Source organism: Pseudofrankia coriaricola, assembly GCF_001854805.1.
GTDB lineage: Bacteria > Actinomycetota > Actinomycetes > Frankiales > Frankiaceae > Pseudofrankia.
Genome location: NZ_MBLO01000079.1, coordinates 1 through 12,835, shown reverse-complemented (window position 1 = coordinate 12,835; position 12,835 = coordinate 1). Strand labels below are relative to the sequence as shown.

The 12,835-nt window shown below is 69.3% G+C and carries 14 protein-coding genes; 8 read left to right on the top strand and 6 right to left on the bottom strand.

Going from position 1 to position 12,835, the window contains the following annotated elements:
* Nucleotides 1–68: 68 nt before the first annotated feature.
* Entirely contained in the window at nt 69–398 is a 330-nt protein-coding gene (locus tag BCD48_RS13705) for a transposase (protein ID WP_241841707.1), read from the bottom strand.
* Nucleotides 399–1,177: 779 nt separating this feature from the next.
* On the opposite strand from BCD48_RS13705, the gene BCD48_RS13695 reads away from it, so the two are divergent.
* The gene (locus BCD48_RS13695; RefSeq protein ID WP_071048749.1) at nt 1,178–2,845 is read left to right on the top strand and encodes a serine/threonine-protein kinase; all 1,668 of its coding nucleotides are present in this window, start codon (nt 1,178–1,180) and stop codon (nt 2,843–2,845) included.
* An 11-nt stretch (nt 2,846–2,856) separates the two neighbouring features.
* On the opposite strand, the gene BCD48_RS13690 is transcribed toward BCD48_RS13695, so the two are convergent.
* Nucleotides 2,857–3,606, bottom strand: a complete 750-nt coding sequence (locus BCD48_RS13690) for an FHA domain-containing protein (RefSeq protein ID WP_071048748.1) — start codon at nt 3,604–3,606, stop codon at nt 2,857–2,859.
* Nucleotides 3,607–4,049: 443 nt separating this feature from the next.
* Here BCD48_RS13690 and BCD48_RS13680 point away from each other — a divergent pair, with 443 nt between their 5' ends.
* From BCD48_RS13680 to BCD48_RS13670, 3 genes are all read left to right on the top strand, one after another.
* Nucleotides 4,050–4,553: a hypothetical protein gene (locus tag BCD48_RS13680; protein WP_131803983.1), complete on the top strand. Its 504-nt coding sequence runs from the start codon at nt 4,050–4,052 to the stop codon at nt 4,551–4,553.
* 423 nt (nt 4,554–4,976) lie between these two features.
* The gene (locus BCD48_RS13675; RefSeq protein WP_071048745.1) at nt 4,977–5,195 is read left to right on the top strand and encodes a hypothetical protein; all 219 of its coding nucleotides are present in this window, start codon (nt 4,977–4,979) and stop codon (nt 5,193–5,195) included.
* Nucleotides 5,196–5,238: 43 nt separating this feature from the next.
* Nucleotides 5,239–5,418: a hypothetical protein gene (locus BCD48_RS13670; protein ID WP_071048744.1), complete on the top strand. Its 180-nt coding sequence runs from the start codon at nt 5,239–5,241 to the stop codon at nt 5,416–5,418.
* A gap of 351 nt (nt 5,419–5,769) precedes the next feature.
* Here BCD48_RS13670 and BCD48_RS46180 read toward each other — a convergent pair whose 3' ends face one another.
* A complete protein-coding gene (locus BCD48_RS46180) occupies nt 5,770–6,000 on the bottom strand; it encodes an SAM-dependent methyltransferase (protein WP_083418590.1) in 231 nt (76 codons plus the stop codon).
* 199 nt (nt 6,001–6,199) lie between these two features.
* Between BCD48_RS46180 and BCD48_RS13665 the strand changes: the two genes are divergently transcribed.
* Nucleotides 6,200–7,018 (top strand): SAM-dependent methyltransferase, encoded by an 819-nt coding sequence (locus BCD48_RS13665; RefSeq protein ID WP_071048743.1) that lies wholly within the window; start codon nt 6,200–6,202, stop codon nt 7,016–7,018.
* 591 nt (nt 7,019–7,609) lie between these two features.
* Complete coding sequence (locus BCD48_RS13660) at nt 7,610–8,470, top strand: Sco1979 family transcriptional regulator (RefSeq protein ID WP_241841706.1); 861 nt, start codon at nt 7,610–7,612, stop codon at nt 8,468–8,470.
* A 248-nt stretch (nt 8,471–8,718) separates the two neighbouring features.
* On the opposite strand, the gene BCD48_RS13655 is transcribed toward BCD48_RS13660, so the two are convergent.
* Both BCD48_RS13655 and BCD48_RS13650 read right to left on the bottom strand, forming a co-directional pair.
* The gene (locus BCD48_RS13655; RefSeq protein ID WP_071048741.1) at nt 8,719–9,516 is read right to left on the bottom strand and encodes an SAM-dependent methyltransferase; all 798 of its coding nucleotides are present in this window, start codon (nt 9,514–9,516) and stop codon (nt 8,719–8,721) included.
* 231 nt (nt 9,517–9,747) lie between these two features.
* A complete protein-coding gene (locus BCD48_RS13650; RefSeq protein WP_071048740.1) occupies nt 9,748–10,926 on the bottom strand; it encodes a substrate-binding domain-containing protein in 1,179 nt (392 codons plus the stop codon).
* Nucleotides 10,927–11,692: 766 nt separating this feature from the next.
* Between BCD48_RS13650 and BCD48_RS54865 the strand changes: the two genes are divergently transcribed.
* A complete protein-coding gene (locus BCD48_RS54865) occupies nt 11,693–12,106 on the top strand; it encodes a transposase family protein (protein ID WP_349308015.1) in 414 nt (137 codons plus the stop codon).
* Nucleotides 12,103–12,324: a hypothetical protein gene (locus BCD48_RS13640; protein ID WP_083418589.1), complete on the top strand. Its 222-nt coding sequence runs from the start codon at nt 12,103–12,105 to the stop codon at nt 12,322–12,324. Before BCD48_RS54865 ends, BCD48_RS13640 begins: the two co-directional genes overlap by 4 nt.
* Before the next feature lie 113 nt (nt 12,325–12,437).
* Here BCD48_RS13640 and BCD48_RS13635 read toward each other — a convergent pair.
* The coding region (locus BCD48_RS13635; RefSeq protein WP_131803981.1) for a tetratricopeptide repeat protein at nt 12,438–12,835 on the bottom strand (398 nt) is incomplete at its 5' end.

Sequence of the window (12,835 nt, the reverse complement as noted above, 5' to 3'; positions counted from 1 at the left end):
GGGGAAGGTGTTCATCCCGTCGGCGGGAGCAGGCTTCTTCGGTGCGTGGGCCGAGATGAACTCGAACCTTACTTCTGGTCGCTCGCGAAGAAGCTCGCCACTTTTTTTAGGAAAGCGTTGTCCATCTGCAGCTGTGCGTTCTTCTTCCGCAGCTCCTCGAGCTCGGCGCGCTCCGACACCGACAGCGGCTTCTCCCCAACCTCGCCGGTGTCCTTCGCCTTCTTCACCCAACTCCCCAAGCTCGTCTCGTTGATCCCGAGGCTCTTCGCCACCTCGGCGATCGTACGGTCCGAACCAAGGACGAGAGCCACTGCCTCATCCTTGTACTCCTGGGTGAACTTCCTCCGCATCGATCCCATCCCCGGATCTCCCTGGTAGTCAGTGATAAGTACGTCCACTGTCTACAGAACCGGGATCACTCCAGACATGCGGGAGCAGCGGTTAGAGGGTGAGTTGGGCGAGGACGGGGGCGTGGTCGGAGTCGCGGGCCTTTCGGCGTGGGGTGGGGTCGGCGCCGACGGTGGGCAGGGGCCGGTCGACGAGGGTGGTGACCGTCCCGAGGTCTGCCAGGAGGGCGTGGCTGATCAGGATGTGGTCGATGAGTTCCTTGCGTCCTTCGTAGATCCGGGAGTACCGCCGGTCCGCGGGGATCGCGGTGGCGAGGTTCCACAGCCGTTGGGTGCCGCCCTTGTCGGGGCCGGTTGAAGCGTGTCACCTGGCGGTCTGCCTGCCACGCCGGGCCATCGGCGCCACCTGGCCGATGGACCGGCTCCTGGCCATCTGCGCCGGCACGACCGTCCGCGGCTCGCTCGCCGAGCCAACCTGCAGGCCGCGTGGGTGGCACCGCGCGAGAACCCGCCACCTTCCGCGCCCTCGGCCCGTGACGGTGAGATGCGGTCCCTGCCGCTGGAGAACAACGGGAACCCGTGGGGGGTATCGCCGCGCAGCCGGACCGAGTGGACCGAGGGCCTGCCGTTCGAGGTGCGCGCGCTATGTCATCTGTTGGCTACAATGAACAGCTGCCAGCCTGGTTGTCCACGTCGTAGGTGGGATCGATGGCACCGCATTTGGTGGTACCGCATTTGGTGGTACCGCGCCTGATAGCACGGCACCTGGTGGTACGGCCTTTGCGACACGGCCGGCGCCGGCCCGTCGGGCCGCGCGGTAGCGCGGTACCGTGACCGCGCCGACCGAAAAGGGGGAGCCAGGCCCTCCGGTTTCGGAGCTGGCCGGTTTCACGGACGTCACGCTGGTCGGCCGAGGGGCGCAGGGGAGCGTCTACCGCGCGACGAAGACGTCCATCGGGAAGGTCGTCGCCCTCAAGGCGTTTCCATTCGGACCGGGCGCGGTCCTGCACGAGCGGGCACTGCGCGCGGAGGTGGCGGCGCTCGTCGCGCTCTCCCACCATCCAGGCGTGGTCGGCGTCCACGACCTGCATCTGGACGGCGCGTGGGCCTGGCTGGAAATGGACTACTGCGCCGGCGGGTCGTCCCTTGTCTGGGCCGCCGACCTGGCCCGCGCCCATGACTGGGAGCCGCGCGCGGCGGTGGCCACGCTGTTGGAGCTGGGCGGGCAGGTCGCCCAGGCGCTCGCGTTCGCGCATCGGCTGGGCTGGGTGCACGGAGACGTGAAGCCGGGCAACATCCTGCTAGACCACCTCGGAACCGCGCGGGTGTGCGACTTCGGCCTGGCCCGGCTGGCCAGCGTCGGCCTCGTGCCGCGGCCCGGCTACCGAGCGCCGGGGACGCCTCGCTACCAGCCGCCGGAGGTGCTGCGCGAGGGCGCCGTTCCCACCGCCGCCGGCGACGTCTTCGCGCTGGCCGAGACTCTGCGCGACCTGCGGCGGCTCCTCGGCGGTGACGGCCTGGCTGCCCCGGAACGGGTCCTCGATCCGGACGTGACCGACACCGAGGCGCTCGGGACGAGCCCCACCGAGGTCCTCGCCGATCTTGAGGTGCTGCTGGCCCACATGAGCGCGACCGACCCGGCGCGACGCCCGCGCGCGAGCGAGGTCACCGACCGGCTCACCGCGCTCGGCGCGCGGCTCGCGTCGGGCGAGTCGGCACTGTCGGGGGCAGCCAGCCCGACGGATCCGCCGACACTGCCCGACCCACCGTCGCCGACGCTGCCCACCACGCGACCACGCCGTCGAGGGGCGGTACAGGCCGTCGTCGCCGCGGGCGCCGCTCTGGCCCTGCTGGGCGTCGCCGGGGGTGCCGCCTGGCTCCTCTGGCCGGACCCTACGGGGGGCCAGGGCGTGGCTGACGGCAGCAGCCTGGAACCCGGAACAGGCTCTCTGCCGGGGCCGACCGGCGAGGACGTCAAGGTCACGTCCTCGGCGGCCGGCTCCCCGGGGACGCCCTCGAGCGGCGCGCCGACGTCGGCGGAGCCCACCACCGGCGGATCCAGCCCACCGGCCGGTGGCGAAGGCGCGACTGTCGCCCCGCCGCCGGTCCCCCCATCCTCGTCCGCCGGCGCGGTGACCTACGCCTGGCCAGCCGGTCTCATCACGCCACAGCTCATCGATGGCAACTGTGTGTTTACGGTCTTCTACGGAAACCTGAGCAGCGTCGCTTTCGCCAAGGTCCGCTTCTACAGCGGCGACTGTGGGGGAACAACCCTCGCCGTCCTCGGGCGCGGCGACGACGGCGTGACCAGGAGCTGGGGTGACACGTGGGCGTCGTCGGGTGAGGACGAGTGCGGGCGGTACCTCGAGACGCAGGCCGACAGCGGCGCCGTCAAGAGCACGGCGGTCGGCCAGACCGTACGGTTCCGTGAAACCGGCGTCACCTACACGTTCACGGCCGGCGAGGGGATGTCCCCGGCGGTCTATCGGACCTGCTGAAGCGGCCCGCTTCAGCTGAGCAGATGGAGGTCCTCGTCGAGGACCCATCCGTTCGCGTAGGCGAGCCTGCCAAGATGCGCGACGTAGTTCGCGGCCGGCCCGCTGGCCGGCGAGTCCGCGGGCTGCTCGTCATCCGGGATCGCCAGGCTGGTGCTCTGCAGCCCGTCGACACCCAGTGAGCTGAGCTTGGTCCGCAGCCGCGCCAGCCGGTTCTCCGCGGCCTTGCGGCTCAGGCCGAGCCGGTCGGCGACCTCACGGGTGCTGACCGGCTCGCCCACGCCCCCGCTGCGTACCAGGCCCTCGCACAGCGCGGCCAGCAGGCGGAGGTCGTCCTCGGCGAGTTCGCTCCGCAACTGTTCGGTGGGCTCGGCGGGGAGGGGGGCTGCCTCGGCCGCCCCGCGTCCGTCCGTCGGGCGGCGCTGCCGTACCCGCAGCCGGAGGCCGCCAGCCCGCCCCATCAGTTCGAGCTCGCAGACCGCGGTCAACAGGGGCTGGGTGAACGCTGCTTGGCCCGTGGGGCGTTTCGGCACGACCCGCGGCGCTGTTCCTGGCTCGAGGATCACGAGGCCGTGCGAGGTCGAGTCGTGGCGCACCCACACCCAGCCCGACTGCATGAACAGCAGCCCGGCGTGGGCGGAGACCCGGGGGTCGGGAATGTGAATGTGCCGGTCCGGGGCGCGTCCGTAGGCCAGGAGCCGACCCTCGCGCAGCGCCCACGACCGGTTTCCGAAGCTCACCTGCGCGTTGGTCGGATGGTGCATGGCCCAGCCTCCCGGTATTGCCTGGCGCTTTGATGGCGGTCTGGAGACATCCCGCCTCGCGGTATCCCGTGCCGACCCGCGCGACAGCCGGCGCATCGCCGCACGGTCGACCGTTCCGCGCCGCCGGACAGTATCTGTCGACGGACCGAGCCGGTCTGGCCGTGGACGAGGACCACGACGCCGGCCTGGGAATGCGCCAGCTCGGGGAATTGTCGGGTCCGGTCTGCCCTGACGGGCGGGGAGGGGTCCTCACCGTGTCGAGCCCACCGGCCGTTCACTGCTCCCGGGCCGGTTTCCCGGCCGCGAGTGACCAGGCCGCTGACAGGGGCGACGAGCCCGCACCGGCCGCGATGCCGAACCCATGGAGTACCGGATCCATGCGGCTTTCGGGCGCGGCGCGTGGCCGCCCTGCCTATGTGGCCGACCTGTGAAGGGAGACGTAGATGTCAACCATGGACCTGGCGGTACCCCAGCCGCGCACCCGCCCGGCGGTGAGCCGTCCCTGGCGGCGCACGATCGGCCTGCTCCTAGCGACGCTCACCCTGGTTTCCGGGCTCGCGATCGCCGCCGCCGACTCCGCCGCGGCCGCGGTCGTGCCGAACCTCGGCAAGAAGTGCGTGGGTGTCAAGGTGGAGCGCTGCCTGTGGATCAACTTCGACACGGCGGAGCGGCGGGTGCGGGCGTACGCCACGGTCACCGACACGACAGAGGTGACCGACTACAAGGTGCTGGTCAGGAACATCCGGGTGGTGACCCAGTCCGGGAACGCGTATGGCCCGGTCGCCGACACGGACGGCTGGTGGAGCCTCACCGACTCCGCCCACAGCGCCCTGGTGAACTGCTCGAGGATCGGAAGGCAGGTCTACGCCGAGGCCACGTTCGGCTGGAGTAGCGGAAACGGCACCGCGTACAGGACCGAACGTAGCGCGCTTGCTACGGTCTGCTGATGTAGCGATCCGGTGTCGGCGCCCGGCCGGGCCGGAGGGCGGCTCCGGCCCGGCCGGTGCGCGGCCCGGCCCGCGCCACCCCGACGACGCCGCGCCAGCGGACCGCGAGGCCCGCGGCTGCCCAAGGGAGGCCCGCGGCTGGCCAAAGGTCCGCCGCTGCCCCGACCAGCGGCGCCCCGTCCCACCTGAACGGCCCGGCGCGACCCCGTCGCCCGGGCCGTTCGCCCTTCCACCCGTGCCCGCCCGGGGGGACGGCTGCTCCCTGGGGCCTGTGAGCAGGTAATTCCCCAGGTGGCCTGTGATGTTGATGTTGAATGGTGGTCTCGGTGGCCGGGGGGATCGCGGTTTACCGTGCCAGAACTCGGTTTTCGGTGGTTGACCTGCGACTTCGCCGTCAGATACCCCCATGCATGATCGTTGCTCATGATGGTGCGGCTGACGTATCTGGCCATGGTTCAGGTGGTCCTGCTGGCTCGTCCTGCTGACTCGCAGCGACACGGCGAAGACGACGGTGTGCCTGCCGAAATGTCATCCGTCCTGCTCAGGGCCGTCGCGGCCGATCGCGGGCCCTCCCAGCGCCCGGTCCTTGCCCGGCGGGGCACGCCGCTGCGCGAGGATGCCGCGTCGTGCTGCTTCGCCTGACGGCGAGCTCGGCTGAAACCAGACGATGGGCCAAGATCTTGGCTTGCGCGACGTCCCCGGCGTTGACCTTCGGCTGCACACGACCGCTCTGTACAACTCGATCTACCGGTTTGATGGGCACATGCTGGTGAACGCCCGCGTGTACGGCGCGCCCGCCGCGCACTCGCCGGTCATTCACCTGCGCGAGACGTCGGTCGGCCTGTTCGAGCACTTGGCTTCGTAGCCGAGAACTCGCTGCCGGAGCCACGATCTGGTCGAGGATCGCCCTGGGCCCCTCGTCCAGGCCGCGTAGCACCAGGGCGGCGTTGAACTCGGACCGCACGAGTTGGAGCACCTCGGTAGCTCGCCGTCGGTGTCGGCCATGCGGATCAGGCCGGCGGCGCTCTCCGCTTCGTCCGGGCGGGCCAGCCGGATCCGGCGACCCGCAGGCCCTGCCCAGTCCTGCTGCAACTGGGCGGACTTCACCAGCACGGGACGAGGCCGCTTGTTCGGCTTCTTCGCGCTCACAGCTTCAGATGAAACGACCGTGCCTGAAGGCAAGTTCAGCTCCTGCCGAACGTCCGCACCGCGAGTGCTACTTGCGGGCGACGCCGCAGTGGCTGTCGACGGGGGTGGGGTTGGTGCCGGGGTCGGGTCGCCACAGTGAGGTGGAGACGACGCCGGGTTCGACGAGTTCCAGGCCGTCGAGGAACCGGGCCAGCTGCTCGGGGGTGCGTGCGTAGTACGGGTCACCGGCCTCGTTGCGGCGGCGGCCCGCCTCACGCGCGGCCTCGGCGGTGTCGTCGGTGGGGATCGTGCGAGCCAGGGTCGGGTCAGCCGGCTCGGTGTCCGGTAGGCCGTGCGCGCGGGTCGCATGCCTGGGCTACCTGAGGGCGCCGACCGGCTGGCGGCTCACGCCCAGCGATGGCCGATACCTGCCGTTGCCGGATCGGGGCAATCCGTTGTGAACGGTTCCTTGTGGGTCGCCTAGGGTGATGACGAAGGACCTGCCGAGGGAGACAGCCATGACAACGAACGCTGTGCCCGGCCCCGAGGGCAGCCCGCCGGCTTTGATCGATGCCTCCGCTCCGCACTCGGCGCGGGTGTGGAACTACTGGCTGGGCGGGAAGGACCACTACCCGGTCGACCGGGAGGTCGGGGAACAGATCCGCGAGATCTATCCCGAGATCATCGACATTGCCCGAGAGTCGAGGGCCTTCCTCGGTCGGGTGGTGCGGTTCCTGGTCGGCGAGGCGGGTATCCGCCAGTTCCTCGATATCGGCACCGGTCTGCCGACCGCCGACAACACGCACGAGGTCGCTCAGCGTATCGCGCCGGATGCGCGGATCGTCTACGTCGACTCTGATCCGCTGGTCCTTGCCCACGCCCGGGCCCTGCTGACCAGCACGCCCGAAGGGGCGACCGCCTACGTGGACGCCGACGTCCGCGACCCCGAGGCGATCCTCACCGCGGCGGCCCGCACGTTGGACGTCACCAGGCCGGTCGCGCTGATGATGCTCGGTGTTCTGGGCAACATCGCCGACACCGGCGAGGCCCGTAGCATCGTCAAGCGGCTGATCGACGCCCTGCCGGCGGCTAGCTACCTGGTCGTCAACGACGGCACGACCCGCACCGACGAGGCCGCTGCGGCGGCGGAGGAGGCGACCCGCCGCCGCCAGGAAGCCGGCGACCCGTACTACCCGCGCACCCCTGAGCAGATCACCCGGTTCTTCGACGGCCTGGAGCTCATCGAACCGCGCGTGGTGTCGACCCCGCTGTGGCGGCCGGAGCCCGGCACACACCCCGCCCCCGTCAGTTGCTACTGCGGAGTCGCCCGCAAGTAGCGCACGTTCCAGCGGCCTGGGTGTGTCGGGATGGAGTAGCGACATCGTCGCGGCCATCGGGGTCGCTCGCTCCATGGTGTGGGGGTTGGTAACGGGGGATGTCGCGAGCCAGCAGACCGGGGATGACCCGGAGGTCCCTTAGCGGGTTGGGCCCAACCTCGACCTTCTGGACGCCTGCATCGCCCCCTGGCTCAGCGGACAGACCGTGGCCTGATCGGCCTCCGTGTCCGCGGATCCGGACGTGAGCGGGGTTCCTGTACGGACAGAAAGCCTGTTCGGCCCTGCGGACGCGGGACGGTCGTCCAGGGATGGGGCCTTCGGGCGCGGTCCCCACCACCACTCTCATGTTTACGCTCCGCAGCGCTTCTCTACGAGAAGTACTCACTCGGTGCGGTGATGTCCCTGTGTGGCTGTCTGCCCGCGTTCTCGCCGTCGGCCCGGTAGGTGTGCGCGACCCGGCTGGGCCTTTGGTGGTCGGAGCCGGCTATGCTGTGATCATCCAAATTTTCCAGTGGTGCTGGTGGTGACAGAGGAGCGATAGCGCTCGATCACCCTGATCTCCTGCCAGACGAGCGGGATCGAGGAAACCAGGTGGCTGTTCCGATGGGCAGTGGGCCGACCGTGCGTCGTATTCTGCTCGGTTCCCAGCTACGGCGCCTCCGGGAAGGCGTGGGGATTAGCCGCGAGGACGCTGGCTATCACATCCGCGCTTCCGAGTCGAAGATCATCCGCCTTGAGCTGGGTCGGGTCGGCTTCAAGTATCGGGACGTCGAGGATCTCCTCACGCTTTATGGGTTGACCGAAACGGCTGAACGGGAGCAGGTGCTGGCGCTGGCCCGCGAGGCCAACCAGCGGGGCTGGTGGCAGCCCTACTCGGATGTCATTCCTCACTGGTTCCAGTCGTACATCGACTTGGAGGAGTCGGCCTCGCTGATCCGGGGCTACGAACTCCAGTTCATTCCGGGGCTGCTACAGACCGAGGGCTACGCCCGTGCGGTCGTGTCGGGCAGGCCGGGAGTGCGCAAAGACGTCATCGACGCGCGTGTCGATGTCCGGATGAACCGACAAAAGCTGCTCGCCCGGCCGGACGCCCCGCGGCTGTGGATGGTGATCGACGAGGCCGTGCTGCGACGGCCGATTGGCGGGCGAAGGATCGCGCAGGCGCAAATCAACCACCTCGCCGAACTGATAGACCAGCCGCGGCTCACTGTGCAGGTACTGCCGTTCAACGTCGGCAGCCACGCGGCCGACGGCGGGGCGTTCAGCATCCTGCGTTTCCCTGCCCCCGACCTGGCCGACATCGTGTACCTCGAACGGCTGACCGGCGCAGTTTACCTGGACAAACACGAGGAGGTGCATGAGTACATGTTGGTCATGGACCAGCTGGCCGTCAGCAGCAGTACTCCAGACAAGACGGCCGATGTGTTGCGCACGATCGCTGCCACCTTGTAGACCCATACCTGTCGGCCCGAGCGGCACGTGCCGCCGACCACCCTGTCCCGCGGCGCTGTGCCCGGATAGGACTGGCCTGGCCGGAGGTGGTGGCCAGGATGGGCCGGCGCCAGCGGTACGGATGCGTCGAGGCCGAGGCCAGGCGGGACCGCACGCGGCAGGTGGCGACCAATGTCGTTGGGGGACCGCGTCAGGAATGCCTGCGAGCTGTCGGCGTGAGGACGGCCGTGTTGCGTTCCTGGCGCGCGTCAGCGTTTGCGCCCGATGCCGCAGTATTCGTCCACCTTGGCGGGCGGGCGGGCGGGGTTGGGGTCGGGCCGCCACAGCGGACTTGAGACCACGCCGGGTTCGACGAGCTCGAGTCCGTCGAGGAATCCGGCGATCTGCTCGGGGGTGCGGAGCTGGTAGCCATATCCGATGTCGTTGCTGAGGGCCTGCGTGGTTCTTGCTTCCTCGCTCATAACGATGTGGGTACCGTCCTGTACGGCGATGTAGCTGCCAGAGGGCAACGCGTCCCGCAGGCTGGCCACAATGCGGTATGCCTCGTCGAGGTCAGCGACGTTCCCCATGACTCCCAGTAGCATGACCGCGATCGGCTTGCTGAAGTCCAGGACGTTGGCGGCGCCCGTGAGAATCTTGTCGGGGTCGTGTACGTCGGCTTCGATATAGGCGGTGGCGCCCTCGGCGGCACTGGCCAGTAGCGCGCGGGCGTGCACCAGCACGAGAGGATCATTGTCGACGTAGACGATGCGGGACTCCGGGGCGGTCCGCTGGGCGACCTCGTGCGTGTTGTCAGCGGTTGGCAGCCCGGTACCGATGTCCAGAAACTGGCGGATGCCCGCCTCGCCGGCCAGATACCGGACAGCGCGGCCGAGGAAGGCTCGGGCCGCGCGGGCCACCTCAATGATCTCCGGGTAGGACTCGTAGACCTGCTCAGCGAACTCGCGGTCGGCGGGGTAGTAATCCTTGCCGCCAAGAAAATAGTTCCAGACCCGCGCCGAGTGCGGCTTGGTGATGTCCAGCGTGGGTGGCGGGCCGTCGTTCACCGGGTCGCTCCTCGCAGGCAGTGGCCAGCGTTGTCATAGTGGCTTGTCCTAGCCATCACATTGCAAGATCATATGTTTTCGGCGGGGTGCGGGGGAGCGGCGAGCCCTTCGGACAGCTCGCATGACGCGACGTCGACGCTGTGTGTCCACCGTCGTGTGCACCCGTGTGCACCGGAACCGGAAGGCGCGACCGACTGTGGTCGCGCCCCGGCCTTCTTACCCGGTCCTGTGTCAGCTCAGGGAGACCGACGTGTCGAGGAACTCGTTGGTCATCAGGTCCGATGGCGCCAGCCCCGGTTTCGGCTTGGTGCCCTGGGCCTCGAAGACCGGTACCAGCTGCCCGATCAGCTTCTGCACCCGGGCGGTGTCGAAGCTGCCGAGTACCCCGTCTGTTCCGTTGGCGATCAGTCCGAGGCTCTTCTGCTTGGCGCTGCCGTCCGCGAGCAGGCCCTCAGACAACGCGAACCCGCTCGTGTTCAGCGTCTCGACCGTGCGCAGCAGGACCTGGTTGGTGGGGCCGGGGTCGGTGACGTAGTCACGCTGTGCCTGCTGGAACAGGGGTACGAGCTTGCCAAGGCAGTCACGGTTGGCCGCCAGCTTGTCCGCTCGGACAGTGAGCATGGGCAGGTACACCGGGTACTCGTCGCCGAGGAGGAGGTACTCGACCGGCTTGCCCCACGCCTTCACGTCATGTTCGAGCCGGTAGGGCTCGTTGGTGATGAATGCCTGCTGCACGATCTTCCCGTCCGCGGCGACGAAACGAGCAGGGTCGCCCTGGTAGGAGGTGTCGATCCGAGAGGAGCTCAGCTGCCCCTGCCGCTTAAAGACGTCCAGGTAGGCGGCCCCCGCGCTGCCCAGCACGGTGACGTCCGCCCGGCCGATGTCGGCGACGCTGGTGAACTTCCACGCCGGGTCACCCCAGATGAACGCCAGCGGGGACTTCTCGTAGGAGGCGAAGACCGCGACCGTCGGCTGGTTGCCGGATTGTTGTACCGCCTCGTCCAGGCCCAGCACGCCGGCCAGAATGTCGTCGTCCTGGGCCATTTGCGAGGAGACTGGCTGGAAGCCCACGGCCGGGCCGCCGGCCCGGATCTCCAGCTCGACACCCGTGCCACCGAGCTGGCCGACGACCCGGTTCCTGCCCGTGTCGATGGTCGGGTCCGCCCCAAGGAGCTGGTACAGGTACCCGTCGTCGACCTCGGGCCACCAACCCGCCTGGACGACGACTCGGTCCGGGCAGACACCCTTCAGTGGCGTCGTGTACCGGGACGCGACCCCCCCAGCGGCGCCGGTCGGGGGCGCGTCCCCCGACCCGCCCCCGGAATCGGAGCATGCACCCAGACCCAAGGCCAGCACGACGGCGCACGCACCGGCGACCAGTCTGGGACGTCGAGGATGAAACGGCTGCATGAGCTCTCCTCCAGGGGCAAGTTGAGGGGTCCAGCGGCCGGCCGCGGGTGTCCCGTGACAGGCCCCGCGACTGACAGCTGCGGTGGCGAGGCAGTCAGGACACGGTCGAGCGCGTGCGGCGGCGCGACAACCGCGGTGGGCACAGGCCCCGGCCGTGGCGATCGGTGGGCCACACCGGCGACACAGACGCCGACGACCCGGCCGGCACGACACACCCAGGCAACGGCAGGGGGCGTTACGAGCCTTGTCGCCACGAATACCCTTCCCGTCTGCCCCGCCGGGGGGTGGCCCGCTGTCAGGCCAGAGTGCCTCGTCCGCCACAGGATTCCATATCCGCAATGCCAGTTTCGAGGCGAGGTGCCAGATTCGCGCCGAATGGTGCGCTGGACCCTTTGTCAAGGGCCATTGAGCACGTAACCGCCCGTAGGTCACAGGGTCGGTCACCCGCCTTTCCGAGGACCGTTTCGCCGGCAATCGCAACCAGGTGTCGAACATCGCATCGAGACAGTCCCGGTCTATGGGCATCGCAGGCTCCTGGGAGCGCGCGGCACGCGGGCGGGTCGGTGCCTGTGGGGTTCCAGAACTCGGCTACCTGCGTTGAGCTGGGCTTTTATGTTTGCTGAGTAGCGGCTCGTGGGCCGTGCTGGGGGTTTCCGGTGGTGGTTGGGTCGTGAGGGCATGTGCGGGATCGGGCCCTGGAACGGGACGGGCGTGACCCTCGGTTGATCATGGAGGTTCCTGCGCCGTCCTGATCGTCCGAGGTGCCGTGCCCGCCGCGCCGTTATCTTCGTCTGCCCCTGTTCTGGATCAGCTGGCCTCCGCAGTCGCCGGTGGTCGGTCGCCGTCGGTGTCTCCCGCGGGTCTGCTGGTGGTGTTCGAGCAGGTCACGGACCCGCGGAATTGCCGTGGGAGGCGGCATCGGCTGCCGGTCCTGTTCGTGCTGGCGACCTGCGTGGTGCTGGCGGGTGCTCGCCCCTTCACCGCGGTTGGTGAGTCGAGGTCGCCCTCACCGCCAAGGCCGTCCACCACAGCCGGCGTGACGTCGAGCGCCGGGACGGGACTCGCCGGCCTGGGGGCCACCAGGTCGCCGAGGTTCGGCCCGCCGTCGACGAGGACTCCATCCGGTTCCGCCCCCCGCACAGCGGGCCGCTGCGCGACGACCACGACGAACAGACCGTGAACTATTGGATGGTCTACGACACCGAAGAAGGCGTCGCCTACGGCATGACGCCCTACAGCCACAACCCCGACGGCACCTGCACCTTCGGTCTCGACGGCGACCCGCGGTACATCGTCACCATCCCGGTGACCCCCGCGCATACCGCTCCCGGGATGACCCTGCTCCGCGAGATCCTCGACGAGAACCTCCACCTACGCCGGCCCGACGCATCCAGCTGACCGGACCCGGCACGGCCAGCACCTGCCGGTCCGGCCGGGACAATCAGCCCCAGCACGGCATCCGACTGCGAAGGAGACACCGGCGGCGATGAACGACGACACCTGGGCGCTGGTCACCGACGTCGTCGCCCGCGTGCTGCCAGCTCTTTTTGGACTGCGTTGGCTTCGTCAGTGCGTCCGAGCGCGGCAAGAACTATTGCCAGGTTGGTCAGCGACATGGCCAGGTCGGGCAGGAATGCCTCGGGCAGAGCCTCGGCCATCCGACGTCGAATCGCGACGGCCTCCTCGACCGCGGCCAGGCTCTCCTCCCATCGATCCAGCTTGCCCAACCGCACCGACAGGTTGTTCAGCGACCCGGCTAGGCCGGGTAGGAACGCCTCGGGCCGGTCCTCGGCCAGCCGCCGGTAGACGGCGAGGGCCTCCTCGCTCGCGGCCAGGCCCTCCTCCCACCGACCCAGCTCACCCAACCGCACCGACAGGTTGTTCAGCGACCCGGCCAAGTTGGGCAGGT